This window comes from Streptomyces sp. NA04227 (genome assembly GCF_013364195.1).
Taxonomy (GTDB): domain Bacteria; phylum Actinomycetota; class Actinomycetes; order Streptomycetales; family Streptomycetaceae; genus Streptomyces.
In genome coordinates this window covers 489,449-512,132 of record NZ_CP054918.1, presented here as the reverse complement: position 1 = coordinate 512,132, position 22,684 = coordinate 489,449, and the positions used below count along the sequence as shown (strand labels likewise).

At 71.3% G+C, this 22,684-nt stretch carries 13 protein-coding genes; 4 read left to right on the top strand and 9 right to left on the bottom strand.

Annotated elements, in window-relative coordinates; translation table 11 throughout:
• The first annotated feature begins 91 nt into the window (after positions 1-91).
• Together HUT18_RS01820 and mltG are read left to right on the top strand one after the other, a co-directional pair.
• Positions 92-1,891 carry an ABC transporter ATP-binding protein gene (locus tag HUT18_RS01820; RefSeq protein ID WP_176097175.1) on the top strand — a complete coding sequence of 600 codons (1,800 nt, stop codon included), beginning with the start codon at positions 92-94 and terminating at the stop codon, positions 1,889-1,891.
• A 43-nt stretch (positions 1,892-1,934) separates the two neighbouring features.
• Complete coding sequence (mltG, locus tag HUT18_RS01815; protein ID WP_176097173.1) at positions 1,935-2,783, top strand: endolytic transglycosylase MltG; 849 nt, start codon at positions 1,935-1,937, stop codon at positions 2,781-2,783.
• 50 nt (positions 2,784-2,833) lie between these two features.
• Here mltG and HUT18_RS01810 read toward each other — a convergent pair whose 3' ends face one another.
• Both HUT18_RS01810 and HUT18_RS01805 read right to left on the bottom strand, forming a co-directional pair.
• The gene (locus tag HUT18_RS01810) at positions 2,834-3,967 is read right to left on the bottom strand and encodes an NAD(P)-binding domain-containing protein (protein WP_176097171.1); all 1,134 of its coding nucleotides are present in this window, start codon (positions 3,965-3,967) and stop codon (positions 2,834-2,836) included.
• A gap of 73 nt (positions 3,968-4,040) precedes the next feature.
• On the bottom strand, positions 4,041-5,585 hold the full coding sequence (locus HUT18_RS01805) for an ankyrin repeat domain-containing protein (protein WP_254878385.1): 1,545 nt from the start codon (positions 5,583-5,585) through the stop codon (positions 4,041-4,043).
• 302 nt (positions 5,586-5,887) lie between these two features.
• Between HUT18_RS01805 and HUT18_RS01800 the strand changes: the two genes are divergently transcribed.
• Positions 5,888-6,310 (top strand): secondary thiamine-phosphate synthase enzyme YjbQ, encoded by a 423-nt coding sequence (locus tag HUT18_RS01800; protein WP_176097168.1) that lies wholly within the window; start codon positions 5,888-5,890, stop codon positions 6,308-6,310.
• Positions 6,311-6,322: 12 nt separating this feature from the next.
• Here the strand turns inward: HUT18_RS01800 and HUT18_RS01795 are convergent, their stop codons facing one another.
• Positions 6,323-8,644, bottom strand: coding sequence for an FdhF/YdeP family oxidoreductase (locus HUT18_RS01795; protein WP_303246529.1), 2,322 nt, complete (start codon positions 8,642-8,644; stop codon positions 6,323-6,325).
• A 264-nt stretch (positions 8,645-8,908) separates the two neighbouring features.
• Here HUT18_RS01795 and HUT18_RS01790 point away from each other — a divergent pair, with 264 nt between their 5' ends.
• Positions 8,909-9,544, top strand: coding sequence for a DUF1345 domain-containing protein (locus HUT18_RS01790; RefSeq protein ID WP_176097164.1), 636 nt, complete (start codon positions 8,909-8,911; stop codon positions 9,542-9,544).
• A gap of 120 nt (positions 9,545-9,664) precedes the next feature.
• Here HUT18_RS01790 and HUT18_RS01785 read toward each other — a convergent pair whose 3' ends face one another.
• The 6 genes from HUT18_RS01785 to HUT18_RS01760 form a co-directional block, all read right to left on the bottom strand.
• On the bottom strand, positions 9,665-10,906 hold the full coding sequence (locus tag HUT18_RS01785) for a beta-ketoacyl synthase (RefSeq protein WP_176097162.1): 1,242 nt from the start codon (positions 10,904-10,906) through the stop codon (positions 9,665-9,667).
• Positions 10,906-11,145, bottom strand: a complete 240-nt coding sequence (locus HUT18_RS01780; RefSeq protein ID WP_176097160.1) for an acyl carrier protein — start codon at positions 11,143-11,145, stop codon at positions 10,906-10,908. The genes HUT18_RS01785 and HUT18_RS01780 overlap by 1 nt, the downstream gene beginning before the upstream one ends.
• An 83-nt stretch (positions 11,146-11,228) precedes the next feature.
• Positions 11,229-12,230: a beta-ketoacyl-ACP synthase III gene (locus HUT18_RS01775; protein ID WP_176097158.1), complete on the bottom strand. Its 1,002-nt coding sequence runs from the start codon at positions 12,228-12,230 to the stop codon at positions 11,229-11,231.
• Between the two features lie 66 nt (positions 12,231-12,296).
• Positions 12,297-12,749, bottom strand: a complete 453-nt coding sequence (gene mce, locus HUT18_RS01770) for a methylmalonyl-CoA epimerase (RefSeq protein ID WP_217710457.1) — start codon at positions 12,747-12,749, stop codon at positions 12,297-12,299.
• A 5-nt stretch (positions 12,750-12,754) separates the two neighbouring features.
• A complete protein-coding gene (locus HUT18_RS01765) occupies positions 12,755-13,558 on the bottom strand; it encodes a thioesterase II family protein (RefSeq protein WP_176097155.1) in 804 nt (267 codons plus the stop codon).
• Positions 13,555-22,668 (bottom strand): non-ribosomal peptide synthetase, encoded by a 9,114-nt coding sequence (locus HUT18_RS01760; RefSeq protein WP_176097153.1) that lies wholly within the window; start codon positions 22,666-22,668, stop codon positions 13,555-13,557. The genes HUT18_RS01765 and HUT18_RS01760 overlap by 4 nt, the downstream gene beginning before the upstream one ends.
• Positions 22,669-22,684: the final 16 nt, after the last annotated feature.

Below are 22,684 nucleotides of genomic sequence, written 5' to 3'. Positions count from 1 at the left end.
TGCTGCCGTCGGTGGAGTGCGAAGGGCCTTCACCGGCGGGCGCATCGACAGGCGCCGTCCCGGCGTACCCGACCCATATCCGTAGGAGCCCATGCGTCACGACGAATCCACCTGGTCGCCGTCTGCGAAGGCGGAGCAGGAACCACGCCAGGTCCGGCGGATCCTGCGGCTGTTCAGGCCCTACCGTGGCCGCCTGGCGGTCGTCGGTCTCCTGGTCTGCGCGTCCTCGCTGGTCTCGGTGGCCACCCCCTTTCTGCTGAAGGAAATCCTCGACACCGCGATCCCGCAGGGCAGAACCGGCCTGCTGAGCCTGCTGGCCCTCGGGATGATCCTCAGTGCGGTGATGACCAGCGTCTTCGGCGTCGCGCAGACGCTGATCTCCACCACGGTCGGCCAGCGCGTCATGCACGATCTGCGCACGGCGGTCTACGAGCGCCTGCAGCGCATGTCGCTCGCCTTCTTCACGCGCACCCGCACCGGCGAGGTCCAGTCGCGCATCGCGAACGACATCGGCGGTATGCAGGCCACCGTCACTTCCACGGCCACCTCGCTGGTCTCGAATGTCACCAGCGTCGTGGCCACCGTGGTCGCCATGCTCGCGCTGGACTGGCGGCTCACCGTCGTCTCGCTGCTCCTGCTGCCGGCGTTCGTCGCGATCAGCAGACGCGTGGGCCGGGAGCGCAAGAAGATCGCGACGGAGCGGCAGAAGCAGATGGCGGCGATGGCCGCGACCGTCACCGAGTCGCTGTCCGTCAGCGGCATTCTGCTCGGACGCACCATGGGGCGAGCCGACTCGCTGACCGCGTCCTTCGCCGAGGAGTCCGAGCGGCTGGTCGGGCTCGAAGTGAAGTCCAACATGGCAGGGCGCTGGCGGATGGCCGTCATCACCATCGTCATGGCCGCGATGCCCGCGGTGATCTACTGGACCGCCGGTGTCGCCGCCGCGTTCGGTGGCCCCGCCGTCTCGCTCGGCACGCTCGTCGCCTTCGTCTCGCTCCAGCAGGGCATGTTCCGCCCGGCGGTGAGCCTGCTCTCGACCGGGGTGCAGATTCAGACCTCGCTCGCCCTGTTCCAGCGCATCTTCGAGTACCTCGACCTGCCGATCGACATCACCGAGCGCGAGAACCCCGTCCACCTCGACCGCGTGAAGGGGCAACTCGCCTTCGAGAACGTCGAGTTCGGCTATGAGGGAGCACCCGAGTCCACCCTGCGCGGGATCGACGTCCAGGTTCCCGCGGGGTCCAGTGTCGCCGTGGTGGGCGCCACCGGCTCGGGCAAGTCCACGCTGAGCCAACTCGTGCCCCGCCTCTACGACGTCACCGGCGGTCGCGTCACCCTGGACGGCGTGGACGTACGGGACCTGGACTTCGACACCCTCGCCCGGGCCGTCGGCGTGGTGGCCCAGGAGACCTACCTGTTCCACGCGTCGGTGGCCGACAATCTGCGCTTCGCCAAGCCCGGGGCCACCGAGGAGGAGTTGGTGGCTGCCGCGCGCGCCGCGCAGATCCACGAGCACATCGCCGCCCTGCCCGAGGGGTACGAGACCGTGGTCGGCGAGCGGGGGCACCGCTTCTCCGGTGGGGAGAAGCAGCGGCTCGCCCTGGCTCGCACCATCCTGCGCGACCCTCCGGTCCTGATCCTGGACGAAGCCACCAGCGCGCTGGACACCCGTACCGAACGCGCGGTGCAGGAGGCCATCGACGAGTTGTCCGCCCACCGCACCACGCTCACCATCGCCCATCGGCTCTCCACGGTTCGCGGTGCCGACCAGATCCTGGTCATGGACAAAGGGCGGATCTGTGAGCGGGGCACGCACGAGGAACTGCTCGCCAGGGACGGGCGTTACGCCGCGCTCGTGCGCCGGGACGCGCAATTGGAGACCGTATCGTAAGGAAATGTCCAAAATGGGGCGATAGGCGCGCTATTTTTCCCGCATGCAGACCCAGACGCGGCGACGGGCCCGCAGAAGACCGGTACGGCTGACGCGCCGTGGCCGTCTCCTGATCCTCACACTCGGGCTCCTCGCCACAACGGCCGCGGTGCTCCTGCCAGTTCTCCTCTCCGGCGGATCGGGACGCTCGGACAGTCTCACCATTCCCGAGGGATGGCGTTCCGGTCAGGTGTACGCGGCGGTGGACGAGGCGCTGGGCGTGGAACCGGGGACGACGAGGAAGGCGAGGGGCTCGGCACGGCTGAAGCTGCCGAGTGACGCGGGCGGTAATCCCGAGGGTTACCTGTTCCCCGCCACGTATCCCCTAGACGAGGAGACCACCCCCGCTGAACTGCTCTCGTTCATGGTCAACACCGCCAACGAGCGTTTCAACGGCGAGGAATTGACGGCGGGAGCGGAGCGCAACGCGGTCAATCTCTACCAGACCGTCACCATCGCCAGCATGGTTCAGGCGGAGGCGGCCGAGCGCGCCGACATGGGCAAGGTCGCCCGCGTCATCTACAACCGGCTCGACCACGGCTTGCCGCTGCAGATGGACTCCACGCTCAACTACGCACTGGGACGCAGCGTCCTGGACACCACCACACGTGACACCAAGGCCAAGAGCCCCTACAACACCTACGCGCGGATGGGGCTGCCGCCCACACCCATCGCCAATCCCGGTGAGGAGGCGATGCGGGCGGCGCTCAACCCCACCCCGGGTGACTGGCTGTACTTCGTGACCGTCAAGCCGGGCGACACCCGCTTCACCGCCGACTACCGCGAACAGCGGCGCAACGTCGCGGAGTTCAACCGCAACCGCGAGGCGGCGGCCGCGGAGCGGGCGGAGTGACCTGAGGAGCCGGCGGGGCTGTCCGGCCCGACGACCTCCGAGCCCGTGGCTCAGCCGGAGGCCAACGCGGGAGTGCGTCGGCCCAGAAGCCGTCGGATATCGCGTACGGCCGCGCGACCGGCCCGGTTGGCGCCGATGGTGCTCGCGGACGGTCCGTATCCGACGAGATGGATACGGGGATCGGCCACGGAACGGGTGCCGTCGAGCCGGATCCCGCCGCCCGGTTCGCGCAGCCGCAGCGGCGCGAGGTGGTCGATGGCGGCCCGGAAACCGGTCGCCCACAGAATGACGTCCGCGCGCACGGTGCTGCCGTCCTGCCACCGCACCCCGTCCGCGGTGATCCTTTCGAACATGGGCCGTGCCACCAGGATCCCGTCCGCACGAGCCCGGCGGACGGCGTCCGTGAGCGGCAGGCCGGTCACCGAGACCACACTGCGCGGCGGCAGCCCCGCGCGGACCCGCTCCTCCACCATCGCGACGGCGGCCCGCCCGCTCTCCTGGTCGAAAGGCGCCTCGCGGAACACCGGGGGCCTGCGCGTCACCCAGGTCGTGGCCGCCGCGTACGGGGCGAGCTCCATCAGGTGCTGCGAGCCCGAGGCGCCCCCGCCCACGACCACGACCCGCAGCCCCGCGAACTCCTCCGGCCCGCGGTACTGCGCCGTGTGGAGCTGTCGTCCGCGAAAGGTGTCCTGCCCCGGGTAACGGGGCCAGAACGGCTTGTCCCAGGTGCCCGTCGCGTTGATCAGGGCACGCGCCGACCAGGGCCCCGCCGAGGACTCCACCAGGAGCCGCCCCGCCTCGCCCTCGCGTACCGCACGCACCTCGACCGGGCGCTGCACCCGCAGGGCGAAAGCGCGCTCGTAAGCGGCGAAGTAGTCGCCGACGACCTCGGACGCGGGCCGTGCGGGGTCGACTCCGGTCAGTTCCCTACCGGGCAGTGCGTGCAGGCCGTGCACCTTGGAGAAGGTGAGCGAGGGCCAGCGGAACTGCCAGGCACCGCCCGGCGCCGGTGCGTGGTCGAGCACCACGAATCCGGCTCCCGGCTCGAATCCGCTGCGGTGCAGATGGTGGGCGGCGGACAGCCCTGCCTGCCCGGCGCCCACCACGACCACGTCCGTCTCCCGCGGCGCACCCGGCGCCTCAGGGCCGCCGTCCGTACCGGTACCGCTCGTGTTGGTGCTCACGCGTCACCACAACGGCGTCCGAGGTCCGGATCTTCCCGGGCGGTCGTACCGCGATGCGAGCGACCGCGACGCGTCAGTCCCGGAGTGCGGCAGGCAGCAGCACCCACCGCTGCGGAGCCTCCCGGTCGACCGCCGCACGACCGTCGTCGATCCGCATTCCGGCCGCGGCACAGGCGTAGGCCAGACAGTTGGCGCCGTGGGGGAACGGGTGATCGTGCTGCCAGAACCGGAAATGCCAGGGGGCGGCAGGGCCCGTCGCGTCTGCCCAGAGGCCGATTTCCTCGTGCTCGACGATTTCACCGTCGCGGGCCAGGGTGCCGAATGTTCCGCCCTTGGGGTTGAAGTAGATCCCGTAGGCGGTGCTGCCCGGCGATATCGCTCTCAGTACGGCCTCGTCGCTCGGCATGTACCCGTCCTGAACGATCACGCAGCCGCCCGGGGCACCGGCGAGGCCTGACACCCCGACGTAGTCCAGGGACGCCTCGTAGTCCTCGGGATCGAACGGGGACTGATCTGGACCGACCTTCGGGCACTGCCCCGGGTCACCGCCGAGTCGCCGGATCACCTCGTCCTCGCTCAGGTTCGACACGAACGTGATGCCGAGCCCTTCGGTCCATATCTCCTCCTCGCCGAAGGCCGCGATGAGCCGGTCCGCCTCACGGAACGCCCGAGCCTCCTCGGCGGGCAGCTCGACAGCCCCGGGCACATCCGCGAGGAGCCGCGCCATCGGTGTGGTGAGCAGCAGCCGCCCCGGTGACCAGGGCCCGGCCTGGGGCGTCCACACATCCGCTCCGGCGTCGATCAGCGCACGTACGATGCCCTCGTCACTGCCGCACGCGGCGTACCACAACGCAGTGTGCGCTTCGTCGTCGAGCGCGTCCACGTCGGCGCGGTGCGCCAGGAGAGTACGGACGGTTTGCGCCGTGCCTTGTTCGGCTGCCGCATGCAGTGGGTTCGCGGCCCGCCACCCGGCACGGGAGTTGGGCGATGCGCCGCCCGCCAGCCTCGCCCGGACGAGACGGTCGTCGTTCCAGTCCCCGTAGACCATCCCCTCCCAGTCGGCCCGAGGCACATAGCGTTCGCGCGCTTTCTCCTGACGACGCAGTTCCTCACGCTGATCCCTGCTCAACGGCGGTGCCAGGAGATCGGGCGGACCTCCGGTCTCGATGAAGCCGAACCGTTCGGGCTGGCGCGAGGGATCCGGCTGCTCGATTCCGGGCCACACCTCGTGCACCTGCGTGGCAGCGGAGTGAAGTGCGTTCATGTCGACCGTGGTTCGGGTCTCGACGATGCCCTCGTCCGGCCATTCGAGAACGAGTTGTGCGGGACCGGCGGGAGGCAACTCCGCCAGATACAGGTCGACATCGGTCTTGAACAGCGATCGGCTGGAATGGTGAAGCCCGGGATCGAGCGGTATCAGACCTGTGGCCTGCTCTGTCTGGGGCCAGGCGGCCGCCGGACCTTGCACCCCGCTGATCTCCACCCTCCGGGTCACGGTGGCATCCAGCGAGGTCACCCGCCGCCCGTCGGAGAATCGCAGACCCACCCGGAGCCCGGACTGCCTCCGCCCCATCCGCTGCCTGCGCACCTTGCGAAAGACCGCCAGATGTACGGTCACCGACCGCGGCCAGACGGACCACCCCGTCAACAGCACCCTCGTTTCCGGACCCGCGCCGAGTAACTCGACCTGCGGCAACCGAGCCGGAACGAACCAGTCGAGGGGAGGCGAAGGACAGTCCGGGTCCTCCCGCAACGGCCCCAGGCGCACCAACTCGTCTCGCTCGGCGGGTGGTTCCTCGGGCAGTACCAAATCGTCGAAAAATCCCATGCGCCGATCGTGACAGGGGGGTCTGACACCGACTTTCTCTCTCGTCGCGTCGGGTCCGCCGTGCCGCCACCCCCGTACGTGAGGATGGGCCCATGTCCGATGCCTTCACTTCCCAAGTCCTGAACCTCACCACGGGCGGCCGCGAGTCCGTCGTGGACATCACGGCCGAGTGCGAACGCTTCCTCGCGGACGCGGCCGAGGGCCGGGACGGCCTGCTCAACGTCTTCGTCCCGCACGCCACAGCCGGAATCGCCCTGATCGAAACGGGCGCGGGCAGCGACGACGACCTGCTCGCCGCCCTGCACTCCCTGCTCCCCGCCGACGACCGCTGGCAGCACCGCCACGGCAGCGCGGGCCACGGCCGGGACCACGTACTCCCGGCGATCGTGCCGCCGCATGCCACGCTGCCCGTGTTGGGCGGGCGGCTTCAGTTGGGGACTTGGCAGTCGGTGTGCCTGGTGGATACGAACGTCGACAATCGGGAGCGCCAGGTGCGGCTGAGCTTCCTGGGGTGACCGAAACAGATCTCACGAAGCAGGCCTGATCCGCACCCGTACATGCTTCATGATCGGCTGATCGCTCTGCGTGCTGTAGTCGCTCAGCGCGCACAGCACGTTCATCTCCGGCATGTACCCGGCCGCGCACCCGCGCGGGATGTCGTACGGGACGGCGAGGTAGCCGTTGAGGGTGCGTTGGGTGCCGTCCTTCGCGGTGCTGGTGATGTCGACGGGGGCCAGGTCGGCGATGCCGTGGGTGCGCATGTCGGAGGGGTTCATGAAGACGAGGGTGCGCAGGTTCTTGATGCCGCGGTAGCGGTCGTTGTCGGAGTAGATGGTGGTGTTCCACTGGTCGTGCGAGCGCATGGTGCCCAGCGCCAGGGTGCCGGGGGCGGGGATGACGTCGGGCAGGGTGGCGGTGGAGAACTCGGCGCGGCCGGTGGGGGTGAGGAAGACCAGTTCGCGGGCCGGTTGCTTGATGCGGAAGCCGAGAGGGAGACGGACGCGGCGGTTGAAGTCCTCGAAGCCGTCCAGGACTTGGGACATGGTGTCGCGGATGCGGTCGTAGTCCTCGATGTACCACTGCCAGGGGGTGGTGCTGTCGGGCAGGGCGGCGCGTGCCATGCCCGCGACGATCGCGGGTTCCGACAACAGGTGGGGCGAGGCGGGGCGCTTCATGCCGATCGACAGGTGGACCATGCTCATCGAGTCCTCGACCGAGGTGCTCTGGACGCCCTTGCGCTGATGGTCCTTCTCGGTACGGCCGAGGCACGGCAGGATGAGGGCCCGGCGGCCGTGGACGAGATGGCTGCGGTTCAGCTTGGTGCTCACCTGGACCGTCAGGTCGCACGAGCGCAGCGCCGCGTACGTGGCGGGCGTATCGGGCGCCGCGAGGGCGAAGTTGCCGCCCATGCCGACAAAGACCTTCACCTCGCCGCGGTGCATCGCCTCGATGGTGCCGACCGTGTCCAGACCGTGCGTACGGGGCGGGTCGATCCCGCAGACCCCGGCGAGACGGTCCAGGAACTCCGCGGCGGGACGGTGGTCGATGCCGCAGGTGCGGTTGCCCTGCACATTGCTGTGTCCGCGCACCGGGGAGGGGCCCGCGCCCTCGCGGCCCAGATTGCCGCGGAGCAGCAGGAGGTTGACGATCTCCCGTACGGTGTCGACGCCGTGCTCGTGCTGGGTGACGCCCAGGCACCAGCTGACGATGCTGCGGTCGGCCTCCTCGTACACGCGTGCCGCGTCCAGGATGTCGGCGCGGGAGAGCCCCGACTGGCGCTCGATCTCCTCCCACGGTGTGGCCTCGCACAGCGCGCGGTACTCCGCGAATCCGGCCGTGTGACGATCGATGAACTCCCGGTCCAGGGCCTTGGGATCGCTCGTCGAGTGTGCGATGACCGCCTTGGCCATGCCGCGTAGCAGGGCCATGTCACCGCCGATGCGCACCTGGAGGTTCAGGGTGCTCGTCGGGGTCGTCCGCAGGAAGGCCATGTCCCGGAAGTCGTGCGGGACGATGGCACGGGTGGCCGCGGCCTCGACGAGCGGGTTGATGTGCACGATCCGCGCGCCGCGCCGGTACGCCTCGGTCAGGGCGGTCAGCATCCGGGGCGCGTTGGAGGCGGCGTTGACTCCGATGATGAAGAGCGCGTCGGCGGTTTCCCAGTCCTCGAGGTCGACGGTGCCCTTGCCGGTGCCGAGGGCGGCCTCGAGGGCGCGGCCGCTGGCCTCGTGGCACATGTTGGAGCAGTCGGGGAGGTTGTTCGTGCCCAGTTCGCGGGCCATCAGCTGGTAGAGGAAGGTGGCCTCGTTGCCGAGGCGGCCCGAGGTGTAGAACGCGGCACGGTCGGGGCTGTCGAGTTCGCGCAGGGCGCTGCCGACCAGCGCGAAGGCTTCCTTCCAGCTGATCGGCACATAGTGGTCCGAGCCGGGGTCGTAGACCATCGGCTCGGTCAGGCGGCCTTGGTTCTCCAGGTCGTGGTCGCTCCACCCGGACAGTTCCGTCACCGAATGGGCGGCGAAGAACTCGCGTCCGACCCGCTTGCGCGTCATCTCCCAGGTGACGTGCTTGATGCCGTTCTCGCAGATGTCCAGGTGCAGGCCCTTGGTGTCGTCCGGCCAGGCGCAGCCCGGGCAGTCGAAGCCGGTGTTCTCGTGGTTCATCCGCATGATCGCCCGGGGGCCGTCGACCAGCGCGCCCTCCCGCACCAGGAACCGGGTCACGCTGTTGGCCGCGCCCCAACCGGCGGCCGGGTGGTGATACGGGCGGAACTCCGGGCCCTTCTGCGCGGCCGGGTCCTCGCGCGGTTCTCGCGGCTCTGCGGGTTCCTGCTCGTCAGTGGTGGCGCTCAAGGTTCTCAACCCCTCCGCCGTGCGGGCGTGAGACGGCGATACGACATTTCGGGCAGGGTATTTCCGCCGGTGCGGGCCTGCCATTCGGTCCACCGCGGGGCCGACGTGCGGCGCACGATCCCGGAGCCCGAACCCTGGGCCCATGCCCCTCGCTCCGCGCTGCGACGGGACGCCCGCGCGCTTACGCTGACGCCGCTCCTGTCAGGTGCTTCGCCACCCGCCACCCACCGTCCGCCATCGCGGCATCACCCCCGAGGGCGCTCCATGAACCACTGGTCGGTGCTCAACGCCGTTCCCCGGCTCGTCGGGGCGGCGCTCCTCGGGGCGGTGGCCGGCGCGGTCGTGGGGCTGTGCACCAGCGCGCCGCTGGGGGCTCTCGCCGGGATCGCCGCGGCCGAGACGCTCTTCGTGGTGGCGGGATGGCTCGTGCTGTGGCCCATGGACGCCGAGAGCACGCACCGCAACATCCGCCGCGAGGAGTTCCGGCCGGTACTGGAGGAACTCGTGGTCGTCTCGGCCGCCGTATGCGGTCTGGTCGGCATCGTCGTGATGCTGCTCGCCGGTGACACGGAGCTGAGTCACGCGGCGGCGGCCACCGCGCTGTGCGGAGTCTTCATGGCCTGGGCGGCGCTCCACCTGATGTACGCCACCCGGTACGCGTATCTGTACTACCTGCCGCCGGGCAGGGGGATCGACTTCAACACCGAAGTCCCGCCGCGCTACAGCGACTTCCTCTACTTCAGTTACAACCTCGGCATGACCTACCAGGTCTCCGACACCGACGTCTCCAGTCCCACGATCCGGGCCGTGGCCCTGCGGCACTGCCTGCTGTCCTATGTGTTCGGTGCCGGGATCCTGGCCACCACCATCAACCTCGTGATGGGAATCGTCACGGGCTGAGGCGGCCGGTACGCCGCCGCACCCGTACCGGCCCGCGCGCCGCAGCGCCCCGCCCCGAACGCAGCGTCGGCCGGAGGGAAATCCCTCCGGCCGACGCGGATAAGGCACTCCGCCGGGATGTCACGCCCGGGTCATGAGCAGAATCGCGTTCTGTCCGCCGAACCCGAACGAGTTGCTGACGGCCACCTCGACGCCCGCGGTGCGCGGGGCCTTGGCGACGACGTCCAGTTCGATCTCGGGATCCAGGCTCTCGAGATTGGCGGTCGGCGGGATCTGCCCCGACTCCAGGGTCAGCGCGGTGACCGCGGCCTCGATCGCCCCCGCCGCGCCGAGGGCATGGCCCGTCACCCCCTTCACCGAGGTGACGGCAGGGTGGTCGCCGAGGACCCGGCGGATCATCTTGCTCTCCGTCAGGTCGTTCAGCTTGGTCGACGTGCCATGGGCGTTGACGTGGCCGACCTCCTGCGGGGTGACGCCCGCGTCGCGCAGCGCCGCCCGCAGGGCCAGTTCCGCACCGGCGCCCTCGGGGTCCGGCGCTGTCGCGTTGTAGGCGTCGGCCGAGGCGCCGTAGCCGCGGATGTTCGCGCGGATACGGGCACCTCGGGCCCGGGCGTGCTCCGGGTGTTCGAGGATGAGCACGGCCGCACCCTCGGCGGGTACGAAGCCGTCCCGGTCCACGTCGAACGGCCGGGAGGCGGCGGTCGGTTCGTCGCGGCGGCGGGACAGTGTGCCCATCTGGTCGAAACCGGCGATGAGCGTCGGTGACAGGGCCGCCTCGGCGCCACCGGCGATCACGATGTCGCAGGTGCCGTTGCGCAGCAGATCACGGGCCGCGCCGAGGGCCGAGGTGCCGGAGGCGCAGGCCGAGGCGGTCACGAAGTTCGGGCCGCGGGCCCCGTACTCCATGGCGATGTGGCCCGACGTCATGTTGACGATCAGCGACGGGACCAGCATCGCCGAGACCTTCTCGGGGCCCTTCTCGAGACGGACCTGGACCTGCTTCTCCCAGGTCGCGGTGCCGCCGACGCCGGTGCCCATGATGACGCCGACGCGCGCCCCGTCCCAGGACTGCCAGTCCAGACCCGAGTCGGCGATCGCCTCGGCCGCCGAGGCCAGGGCGAGCTGGGCGTTGCGGTCCAGACGCCAGGCCTTGCGGCGGCCGATGATCTTCGCGGCGTCGAAGTCCGGTATGCCGCACGCGACATCGGCCGGGATGCCCTCCAGGGCGGGCAGCCGCGCGGCGGCGGTGCCCTCCGCGGCGCGGATGTTCTCCCAGGAGGTCTCGGTGCCGATACCGGCCGAGGTCACCATGCCGATGCCGGTGATGGCCGCCTCGAATGGTGGGATGTCCGCCGGCGGCATCAGAGGGCCACCGTCTTGGATTCCAGTACGTCCACGGTCTGTGCCATCGAGTTGGTGGCGTGCAGGTCCTCGTCGCCGAGGGAGATGCCGAACTCCTCCTGTGCGGCCAGGGTGAGCTCGACCAGGGCCAGCGAGTCGAGGTCCAGATCGGCGAAGGTGGTCTCGGGCTGGACCTCCTCGGGCTCGATTCCGAAACCCTCGGCCAGCAGGGTCACCAGACGGTCGTACGTGCTGCTCATGTCGTTCTCCTCAGGGATCACAGGGGGGTGGCGGTCTTGGGGACGGTGGTGCGGCGGACGCGTGGTCCGGTGGGTGGTTGGCTCTAGTAGGGATGGATCTCGGGCCACCGCAGCGCACAGGCGCCCCAGGTGAGCCCGCCGCCGAATGCCGTCAGGACGGTGCGGTCCCCGGGGCGCAGCCGCCCCGACTCGACGGCGTCGGCGAGGGCCAGCGGGAGCGAGGCCGCGGCGGTGTTGCCGACCCGGTCCAGATGGACGGGGCAGCGTTCGTGAGGCAGCTTCAAGCGGTCGGCCACCGCACGCAGGATGCGCAGGTTGGCCTGGTGCGCCACCAGGTGATCGATGTCGTCGACGGCCCAGCCCGCCTCCTGGGCGACCGCACGGGAGGTGTCGGCCATCCGCTCGACGGCGTTGCGGAACACCGACTTGCCGTTCATCCGGAAGTACGGGTCCGCCTCGGCGGCGTTCTCCGCGCGCAGCGGCTCGCGCGAGCCGCCGGAGCGGATGGACACCAGATCGGCTCCGGTGCCGTCGCTGCCGAGCTGGGCCCGGCCGAGCGCACCGGGCTCGTCCGGCTCGCCCGCCCGCAGCACCACGGCCCCGGCCCCGTCCCCGAAGATCACCCGGGTCGAGCGGTCCGTGGGGTCGAGGATGCGCGAGTACACGTCGGAGCCGATCACCAGGACGGTGCGCGCCGAGCCGAGCGCGATCAGACCGCTGGCCGCGGTCGTCGCGTACAGGAAACCGGTGCACACCGCGCCCACGTCGAACGCGGGCACCTGGCCAAGCCCGAGCTGCGCGGCCACCAGGGGCGCGGTCGCCGGGCAGGGCTGGTCCGGGGTGGTGGTCGCCAGGACCACGGCGTCCACTTTCTCGACACCGGCGGACTTCAGCGCCCGCCGCCCGGCCTCGACGGCGAGGTCCGAGGTGGCGGTGCCGGGATCGGCGATGTGCCGCACACCGATACCGGTGCGCGAGCGGATCCACTCGTCCGAGGTGTCGAGCTCCGTGGTGAGGTCCTCGTTGCTGACGGCGCGTGGGGGCAGCCAGGTCCCCAGCCCGCACAGCACGGGTGCCGTGGTCATAAACGTCCTTCCGTACGGTGGGGGGTGTGCCCGGTGGGGGCCGGTGGGATCGGGTTCCGCATCGGGTCAGATCCCGGCGGGTTCGACGAGTTCCAGGAGCACGCCGCCCGCGTCGGTGGGGAAGACGAAGTTGACCCGGGAACCGGCCGTGCCCCGCTTCGGGGTGTTGTAGAGCAGGCGCAGGCCCCGGGCGCGCAGTTCGGCACAGGCGGCGTCGATGTCCTTGACCGTGTACGCGACCTGCTGGACACCGGGACCGCTCTTGTCGAGGAACCGGGCGATCATCGAACCGGGCGCGAGCGGCGCGAGGAGCTGGATGCGGCTGCCGTTGTCGTCGGGGCCGACCGCCATCATGGCCTCGCGCACGCCCTGTTCCTCGTTCTCCTCCACGTGCGTGCAGCGCATGCCGAACACACGCTCGTAGAAGCCGATCGCCTCGTCGAGGTCGGGCACCGCCATGCCGACGTGGTCGATGCGCAGCAGCCCGATCCCGCTGGTGACGTCTTCGGTGGCTTGCACGGTCATCACTCCTGACTCATTCGGCTTGTCGTGTACGACGGGCCCGCCGCGGCGTGTGTCCGCCGCAGAAGCCCCAGACTGTGCTCGACCGTCCGCATCACCTCGGCCGCCGACCGGTCGAGGAAGAAGTGGCCGCCCGAGAAGAGGCGTTGCCGGGTTCCCCGCGCCGAGTGCCGTCGCCAGCCGCCGAGTTCGGCGGGCGGTGCCACCGGGTCGTCGGTGGCCGCGATCAGCGTGAACGGCATGTCCAGCGGGGGGAGTTCGCGGTACTCGTAGCGTTCGAGCACCGAGTGGTCGGCCCGCACGACCGGCAGGACGAGCGCCATCATCCGGGCGTCCGCGAGGAGTTCGGGCGGAGTGCCGCCCAGTGCCCGCAGCCGCTCCTTGATCTGCGCGTCGTCGGCGGTGTGCGTGTGCGCGGGGCCCCGGTCGGTCTGCGGCGGGGCGATCGCCGACAGGAACAGCTGCTCTGGCACGGGGGCGCCACGGTCGCGCAGCTCGCGGGCGAGTTCGAAGGCGATCAGCCCGCCCAGACTGTGCCCGAAGAACGCGAACGGCCGGTCCAGGTCCGCCGCCAGATCGTCGGCGAGCCTGCGGACCAGGGGCCGCATCAGGTTCAGCGGCTCCTCGGCCCGGCGCCTGCCGCGGCCCGGCAGTTCCACCGGGCACACGGTCAGGCCGGGCCCCGCCGCCTCCCTGAGCGTGCGGTACGCCGTGGCGTTCCCACCCGCGTACGGGAAGCAGAAGAGCCGGAACGTGTCGTCCGTGCCCACCTCGGCGGCCCGGATCGCCGCCACCGCACGGGTCATGACGTACCCCCGGCGGTCGGGTCCGGCGCCGCGAGCGACTCCGTGCGCAGGGCGTCGACGCCCCGCCCGGGATCGGCGGCGATCGTGGCGAGCAGGGGGGTCCAGCGGTCCATCAGGGCCGCGAGCGCACGCGGGTCGAACTGCTCGGTGGAGTACAGCCACATGCCGCGCAGCCCGCCGTCGGCGTCCTCACGCATGATGAGGGCGAGGTCGACCGCGGAGGCGTCCATGTTGACCACCACCTCGGAGAAGACGTAGTCGTCGCCGAGCGACAGGTCCAGAGGCGCCGCCCGCAGACCGTGCAACCGCACTTGTGGAACCGTGGCGTTGAGCAGGTTGAAGGAGACCCGGAAGGGGTCGTGCCCGTCCCGCCGTGCCCAGTCGTACGCCCACAGCGGCACGCCCTGGTGGGCGTAGGCGCCGAGTGTCTCCGCCCGTACCCGGCCGACCAGTTCGGTGAACGACGGGTCGCCGGAGAGGTCCGTGCGGACCAGCAGGTGTCCGACGAAGAAGCCGATCAGGTGTTCCGTCGCGGGGTGTTCGCGGCCCGCGGAGGGCAGCGACACCACGATGTCGTCGGCGAACGCGGGCTGCCCGGTCGTGCTGTCGACGACCCGCTGCGAGGAGGCGGAGAGCAGGACGTCGAACGCCGCCATCAGGACCATGTACAGCGTGGCGCCCTCGCGTTGGGCGAGCGCGGACAGCGCGGCGGCGGTCGTGGCGTCGATCCGGAAGCCCGCGGTGGACCCTTCGGCCCGGGCCGCGGCCGGATCCTCGGGCGCCTTGAGGGCCACCGTCGGCGGCAGGTCGCGCAGCCGCTCCCGCCAGTGGTCGAGCTGCCCGTCCAGGGCGCCGTCCGCGAGCTGCCGCTTCTGCCAGGCCGCGAAGTCCGGGTACTGCACGGGTAGTTCGGGCAGTTCGGCCGGGCGGCCCTGGACCTCCGCGGCGTACAGCTCCCGCAGTTCCTCGAAGAGCAGGCCGTAGGACCAGTTGTCGGTGACCAGGTGGTGCACGAGGACGGCGAGGACGGTGCGCTTCGGTGCCATCCGCAGCAGGGCGGCGCGCATCATCGGCTCCGCGTCGATACGGAAGGAGTACTTCTCCAACGCGCCCAGCCGGGAGGCCAGTTCGGCGGTCCGGGCCTTCTCGTCGAGGTCCTTCAGGTCCACCGTCTCCAGCGGCCAGGCGGCTTCCTCGACGACGTGCTGGAGATGGCGTCCGTCCTGCTCGGTGATCCGGGTGCGCAGCGCCTCGTGCCGCGCCGCGATCCGTTCCAGGGCGCGGTGCAGGGCCGACTCGTCCAGTGCGCCGGTGAGTTCGAGGGCGACCAGGACGTTGTGGAACGGGTCGCCGGAGTCCATCGGCAGCCGCAGCAGCAGATCGTCCTGCGAGAACGACAGGGCGATGCCCGCGGAGCGGTCCGCCGCCGGGATGACCTCGTGGGACTCGCCGCCCTCGGCCAGCCGCGCCGTGACGCGCGCCGCGAGCGCCGCCACGGTCGGATGGTCGAACAGCTCCCGTACCGGGACCCGTATGCCGTGCGCCGCCCCGATCTGCGCCGTGAGCTGGGTGGCAAGCAGTGAATGGCCGCCCAGGTGGAAGAAGTTGTCGTGCACGCCGACCTGGGCGACGCCGAGCAGGCGCTGCCAGATCTCGGCCAGGGAGCGTTCCGTCTCGTCCCGGGGGGCGGTGTACGGCTCGTCCAGGTCGCCGCGCGACACCTCCGGCGCGGGCAGCGCCTTGCGGTCGATCTTGCCGTTCGGGGTGAGCGGCAGAGCGGTGAGCGAGACCAGGGCGGAGGGCACCATATGGGCGGGCAGCCGCTCGGTGAGGGCGGCGCGGACGTCGGCGGTGGTGGTGCCCTCGCGGGGCACCATGTACGCGACCAGGCGCTTGTCGCCGGGCCGGTCCTCGCGGACCGTCACCGCCGCCTGCGCGACGCCCGGGTGGGCGAGGACCGCGGCCTCGATCTCGCCGGGCTCGATACGGAAGCCGCGGATCTTGACCTGGTCGTCGATCCGGCCGAGGTAGTCGAGCTGTCCGTCCGCGCGCCAGCGGACCAGGTCGCCGGTGCGGTACATGCGCGCGTCCGGTGCCCCGAACGGGTCCGGCACGAAACGCTGTGCGGTCAGCTCGGGCCGGTGCAGATAGCCGAGTGCCACACCCGCGCCCGCGACGTACAACTCGCCCTGCACGCCCACCGGTACGGGCCGCAGCCACTCGTCGAGCACCCGCACCCGGGCGCCGGTGATGGGCCGCCCGATCGAGGGCGTACCGCTGCCGGACAGCGGCTCACTCATGGTGGCGCAGACCGTCGTCTCGGTCGGGCCGTAGGCGTTGATCATGCGACGGCCCGGTGCGAAGACCGCGGCCAGCTCGGCCGGGAGGGCCTCGCCCGCGGTGATCAGGGTCATGGCGGGCGGCAGCTGGGCCGGTTGCATCGTGGCGAGCGCCGAGGGCGGCAGCGTCACATGGGTCACCCCGAACCGCTCCAGGGTCCGGGCCAGCGGCTCGCCCGGCAGCAACTCGTCCTTGGGGGCGAGGACGAGCGCGGCCCCGGAGAGCAGCGCCACGCAGATCTCGGCCACCGAGGCGTCGAAGCTGGGGGAGGCGAAGTGCAGCATCCGGTCGCCCGCGCCGACCGCGAAACGCTCGGACTGCCCGGCCACCAGGCTCGGGATGCCGGTGTGCGCAACGAGCACACCCTTCGGGGTGCCGGTGGAACCGGAGGTGTAGATGACGTACGCCGGGTCCTCGGGCACGATCGCCCCGCCCCGTTCGTCGTCGCCGAGGGCCGTGTCGGGGAAGGCGGCGAGCTCCGTGCGGTGCGCCGGGTCGTCGAGGTCGAGCCGGGCGAGCGCGGCGGGCTCCTGCGGGCCGGGGCCCGAGGTGAGCAGAAGCGCGGGAGCCGCGTCCTCCAGCATGAACCGGATGCGCTCGGCCGGATAGGCGGGGTCCACCGGCAGATAGGCCGCACCCGTCTTGGCCACCGCGAGCAGTGCGGTGACCAGCCGTGCCGAGCGCGGCAGCGAGACCGCGACGATACGGCCCGGGCCCGCGCCCCGTGCGAGCAGCAGCCGGCCAAGCCGGTTCGCCGCCGCGTCCAGCTCGGCGAATGCGGTCGTGCCCTCCGCGGTGATCAGCGCGGGCGCCCCGGGCGTACGGGCCGCCTGCTCCGCGAACATCCTCGGCAGGGTGCTCGCCGCGGGCTCCTCGGCGCCGGTGTCATTGAACTCGCCCAGCACGCGCTGCCGTTCGGCCTCCGAGAGCAGCTCGATCTCGCCGAGCCGCTGCTCGGGCGCCGCGACCACCGCGCGAAGCAGCCGCTCCAGACGCCGCAGCAGTTCCTCGACGGTGGAGGCGTCAAAGACGTCCGTGTTGAACTCGACGGTGCCTTCCACCCCGGCCGGGACACCCTGCGGACCGGTGCGCTCGTCCAGGGCGAACGACAGGTCCATCCGCGTGGTGCCGGTCGCCGCGAGCAGCGGGCTGACCTGCAGTCCGGGTAGCGCGGGGGCCGCCTCGGGGGTGTTCTGCCAGGCGAGCAGTACCTGGAACAGCGGGTGATGGGCGGGTGAGCGGCTCGGGTTGAGCGCGTCCACCAGATACTCGAAGGGCACGTCCTGGTGCTCGTAGGCGTCCAGAGAGCGTTCGCGCACCCGGGCCACCAGCTCGGTGAACCGGGGGTCGCCCGCGGTGTCCACCCGCAGGACCAGTGTGTTGACGAAGAAGCCGACCAGTTCCTCGGTCGCCTCGTCGGTACGGCCCGCGACGGCGGCGCCCAGCGGGATGTCCGTACCGCCACCGAGCCTGCTCAACAGCGCGGCGAGCGCCGCGTGCACGACCATGAACGGGCTGGCGTCCGCGGCGCGCGCCAGGGCGGCGATGCCGCGGTGCAGTTCGGTGCCCCAGGTGAAGGGGAGCGTACGGCCGCGGTGGCTCGCCCGCGCCGGGTGCGGGCGGTCGGCCGGAAGCGCGATCCGCTCCGGCAGCTCGGCCAACGCCTTCTTCCAGTAGTCCAGTTGGCCGGTGAGGACACTGCCCGGGTCCCCGGCCTCGCCGAGCAGCTCCCGCTGCCACAGCGCGAAGTCGGCGTACTGCACGGGCAGTTGCCGCCACTGCGGCGCCCGGCCCGCGTGCCGCGCGGTGTACGCCTCGGCCACGTCCCGGGCGAGCGGGGCCAGCGACCAGCCGTCGGCGGCGATGTGATGGACCACAAGCACAAGTACGTGCTCCTGGTCCGACAACCTCAACAGATGGGCGTACAAGGGGATTTCGGTGGTCAGCTCGATGGTGTGGGCGGCCTCGCGGGCCACCGCCGCGTCGAGGTCGGCTGCCGTCGTGTCGGTGACGGCGAACGGCACCGCCGCGCGCTCGGCCGGCAGGACGTCCTGGCGGGGCACGCCCGCCTCGTCGGGGAAGACGGTCCGCAGGGCCTCGTGCCGGGCGACCACATCGGCCAGCGCCGCACGCAGGGCCTCGGTGTCGAGCGTGCCCGAAAGACGCAGCGCGACCGGGATGTTGTAGGTGGCCGAGGGGCCTTCGAGCTGGTGCAGGAACCACAGCCGTCGCTGCGAGAAGGACAGCGGAAGCGCCTCGGGCCTGGCCGCGGGCTTCAGCGCGGGCCGGGCGCCGGCGCCCTGGTCGAGCCGCCGGGCGAGCCCGGCCACGGTCGGTGCCTGGAACAGCGCGCGGACCTGGAGCTCCACACCGAAGGCCGAACGGATCTGCGAGATCAGCCGGGTGGCGAGCAGCGAGTGACCGCCGAGCTCGAAGAAGCCGTCGTTGATGCCCACCCGGGGCACCACCAGAACCTGCGCGAACAACTCGCACAGCTTCTCCTCGGCGGAGTTACGCGGCGCCACGTAGGCCGTGCGCAGATCGGCACGGGCGCCGTCGGGCGCGGGCAGCGCCTTGCGGTCGATCTTGCCGTTCGGGGTCAGCGGCAGGCTCGCCAGGAACACATACGCCGAGGGCACCATGTACTCGGGCAGCTTCTCCCGCAGGGCGGTGCGCAGTTCGGGCGTGAGCGCGGCGGCGAGACGCCGGTCGGTCCCGTTGACGAAGGAGCCCCAGCGCACCGGGCCGTCCGCGGCCCAGCGTCCGGTGCCGGTGGTCGCGGGCGCGGCGACCGGCGTTCCGTCCTCGCCCAGGCGCCGGAACACGGCGCTCAGCAGGCCCTGTTCGGTGTGCGCCGACCAGTCGAGGTCGACCGCGTAGCCCGCCTCGGCGGCGAGGTCGCGCAGGTCGTCCGGGTGGACGGAGCCGTCCTCGGGCAACGCGGCGAGTTCCGCGCGCAGTTCGGCGACGGTGTGCCCGGGGGCCTCGTCCAGCCTGCGTATCAGATGGTGCACCGGGCGCAGTCGCGCGTTGGGCACGCCGCGCACCGCGAGCACCTCGGAGCCTGCGCCGGTCAGCCGGGAGCGCAGGGAACCGAGGTCCAGGTCCTCCTCGGACCAGTCGAGCCAGGTCGGCTCGGCCGCCGCCGCTTCGCCCGCGACGGTGAGGACCACGTCGTAGCGGAAGCCGCTCATCTCGTTGTCGAAACGGCCCCGCTTGGGCTCCATGCGGACACCGGTGACCGAGGGATGCCGGGCGGCCAGGGTGCCGAACAGCGCCGGGTCGATGACCAGTTCCGCGTCGTCCTCGACGCCGACGCGGACGCGTTCGGCGAGCCGGTCGGCGGTCAGCGACTCCTCGGCGCGGAAGAGCTGCACCGAGGCATGGAAGGAGCCCAGCAACGGCAGGCTGCGTACGTCGCCGACGACCAGGCTGCCGCCCGGCGCCACCCGCTCCAGGGCGCTTTCGAGCACGCCGAGCAGATAGTTCTCGTCGGAGAAGTACTGCACCACCGAGTTCAGCACGACCACGTCGAACTTCTGCTCCGGCAGCTCACCGACGCCGTGCGCCGGGCACTCGAACAACTCGACCTGGTCCAGGCCTCGTTCGGGCGTGCGGGTCCCGGTACGCAGCCGCTGTACGGCGGTCGGGCTGACGTCCAGCCCCCAGTACCGCTCGCAGTGCGGTGCCGCGCGGTACAGGAGCAGACCGGTGCCGCAGCCGATGTCCAGGACCGAGCGCGGGCGCAGATCGAGGACGAGGGAGGCGGTGTGCTCCACCCACTCGCGCATCTCCTCGGCCGGGATCCGCCCGTCGGTGTAACTGCTGCCCCAGCCCCGGATGTCGAAGGTGGGGTCGACCTCCCGGCCGTCCTCCTGAGCCTCGTAGGCCTGGGACCAGATGCCGCTCCAGGCGTCCACGACCTCGGGCGCGGTGTCCTGGGTGGGCGCGGGCGGCGCCGAATCGTCCGGGATCACATACGCCACCAGGCGCTGATCGCCGGGAGTGTCCTCGCGGACCAGGACCACGGCGTTGTCGACACTGTCCTGCTGAGCGAGCACCGACTCGATCTCGCCGAGCTCGATCCGGTAGCCGCGCAGCTTCACCTGGTGGTCCAGGCGGCCCAGGAACTCGATGCTGCCGTCGCCCCGGCGCCGTACCAAGTCGCCCGTGCGGTACAGGCGTTCGCCCGGACGGGAGGGGAACGGGTGCGGCACGAACCGCTCGGTGGTCAGCTCGGGGCGGCCCAGATAGCCGCGGGCCAGTCCGTCGCCGCCGATGCACAGCTCACCGGGCACGCCGAGCGGAGCGAGGGCTCCGGCGTCGTCCAGGACCAGCAGTTCGGTGTTGGCGATCGGCTCGCCGATGGTGACGGGGCCGTGGCCGACGCGCGCCACCGACGACCAGATGGTGGTCTCGGTCGGCCCGTACATGTTCCAGAGCTGTACGCCGGTGGCGAGCAGCCGCCCGGCCAGTTCGGCGGGCAGGGCCTCGCCGCCGGCGAGCACCGTGAAGCCCTCGCCCCCGCGCCAGCCCGCGTCCAGGAGCATCCGCCAGGTGGCGGGCGTGGCCTGCATCAGGTTCGCGCCGGACTCGGAGAGTGCGGCGGCGAGCCGTTCGCCGTCGGCCGCCGTCCCACGGTCGCACAGCACCACCCGGGCGCCCTCGACCAGCGGCAGCATCAGTTCGAGCACCGAGATGTCGAAGGCCAGGGTGGTCACCGCGAACAGGGTGTCGCCCGGCTCGATGCCCGGGCGCTCCTTCATCGCGTGCAGGAAGTTGCCGAGCGCCCGGTGCTCGATCTCCACGCCCTTGGGACGGCCGGTGGAACCCGAGGTGTAGATGACATAGGCGAGGTCGTCGGGACCGGCCTCGTCGGGCAGTTCCCCGACCGGTTCGGCCGCCAGTTCGGCAGCGAGTTCATCCACGCACAGGGTCTCGGCGGTGACCTCGCCCAGCTCGTCGAGTACGGACCGCTGGGTGAGCAGCACCTTCAGACCGGAGTCGGTGAGGGTGTAGGAGATCCGGTCCGGCGGGAAGCCCGGGTCCATCGGCACGTACGCGGCACCGGACTTGAGCACCGCGAGCAGCGAGACGACCATCTCGGCCGTCCGCTCCATGCAGATCCCGACCAGAACCCCGCGCCCGGCACCGGCACGGCGCAGCCGGTGCGCCAACTGGTCCGAACGGCGGTCCAGTTCGGCGTACGACAGGGAGCCCGCGGCGGTGACCAGTGCCTCGGCGTCCGGTGTGCGGGCAGCCTGTTCGGTGAAGCGGCGGTGGGCCCGGAGGAGGCCGGTCCACTCGCGGCGGGTGTCGTTCCACTGGCTCAGCAGCTTCGCCTCGTCGCCGTCGAGCATCCCGAGGGCGGCCAGCGGACGGTCCGGGTCGGCGAGGATCGCCTCGACGAGGAGGCCCAGGTGGCGGGCCATCCGCTCGACGGTCCCCCGGTCGAACAGGTCGGTGTTGTACTCGAACCAGCCGTCCAGGCCCTCGGGCCGGTCGAAGACCTGGAGTTCGAGGTCGAAGCGGGCGGTGCCGCTCTCCACGGTCAGCGGCTCCAGGCGCAGCCCGATGCCGTCGAACTCGGGCAGCGGGATGTTCTGGAACATGAACGACACCTGGAACACCGGGGTCCGCGAGAGGTCCCGCTCCGGGTGCAGCTCCGCCACCAGCCGGTCGAAGGGCAGCTCCTGGTGTGCGAAGCCGTCCAGACACACCTGCCGTACGCGGCCGAGGAGTTCCCGGAACGAGGCGGTTCCGGCGACCTCGGTGCGCAGCGCGATCACATTGGTGAACAGGCCGATCAGCGGCTCGACCTCGCGGCGGGTCCGGTTGGCCACCGGCACGCCGACGACCACGTCCTCCTGCCGGCTGTAGCGGTACATCAGCACCTTGAAGGCGGCGAGCACCGTCATGAACGGCGTCGTGCCCTCGCGGCGGCTCAGCTCGCGCAGCCCCTCGGTCGCCGCCTTCGACAGCGTGAACGGCAGCGAGGAGCCCCGGTTGTTCTGCACCGGCGGACGCGGCCGGTCCGTGGGCAGTTCGAGGAGCGGTGCCGCGCCCGCCAGGGCCTGCTTCCAGTACGCGAGGTCCGCCTGGGCACTCTCGCCCTCGATGCGGCCGCGGTGCCAGGCCGAGTAGTCCGCGTACTGCACGGACAGCTCCGGCAGTTCGGGCTCGCGGCCCGCGGTGTACGCCGCGTAGCAGGAGATGATCTCGGTGAAGGCGACCGAGGTGGACCACAGGTCGCCCACGATGTGGTGGATCGTCAGGAGCAGGACGTGCTCGTCCTCGCTCAGACGCAGCACCTTGATGCGCAGCAGCGGGCCCTTGCCGAGGTCGAAGGGGCGCGCGAACTCCTCCTGCGCCAGGGCGCGCAGGCCCGGCTCGCCCTCGGGGCCGCGCAGGTGTGCGCAGTCGACGACGCCGTACTCGGGCTCGCCGCTGTCGGCGATCACCTGCATCGGCTCGCCGTCCACCTCTTCGAAGGTGGTACGCAGGGACTCGTGCCGCCGCACCAGATGCGCGCAACTGCGCTGCCAGGCGTCCAGGTCCAAGGTGCCGTGCATCCGCAGGGCGCCGGGGATGTTGTTCATGGCGTTGCCCGGCGAGAGCTGGTCCAGGAACCACATCGTGGCCTGCGAGAAGGACGCCGGGAAGCGCCGCCGCTTCGGCGGCTGCTTCTTGCGCTTCTTCTCGCGCAGGCGCTGCGCGAGCAGGGCCCGCTTCTCGTCCGCCGAGAGGCGGGACAGGTCGATCTCGCTCACGGACGCACCGTCCTCT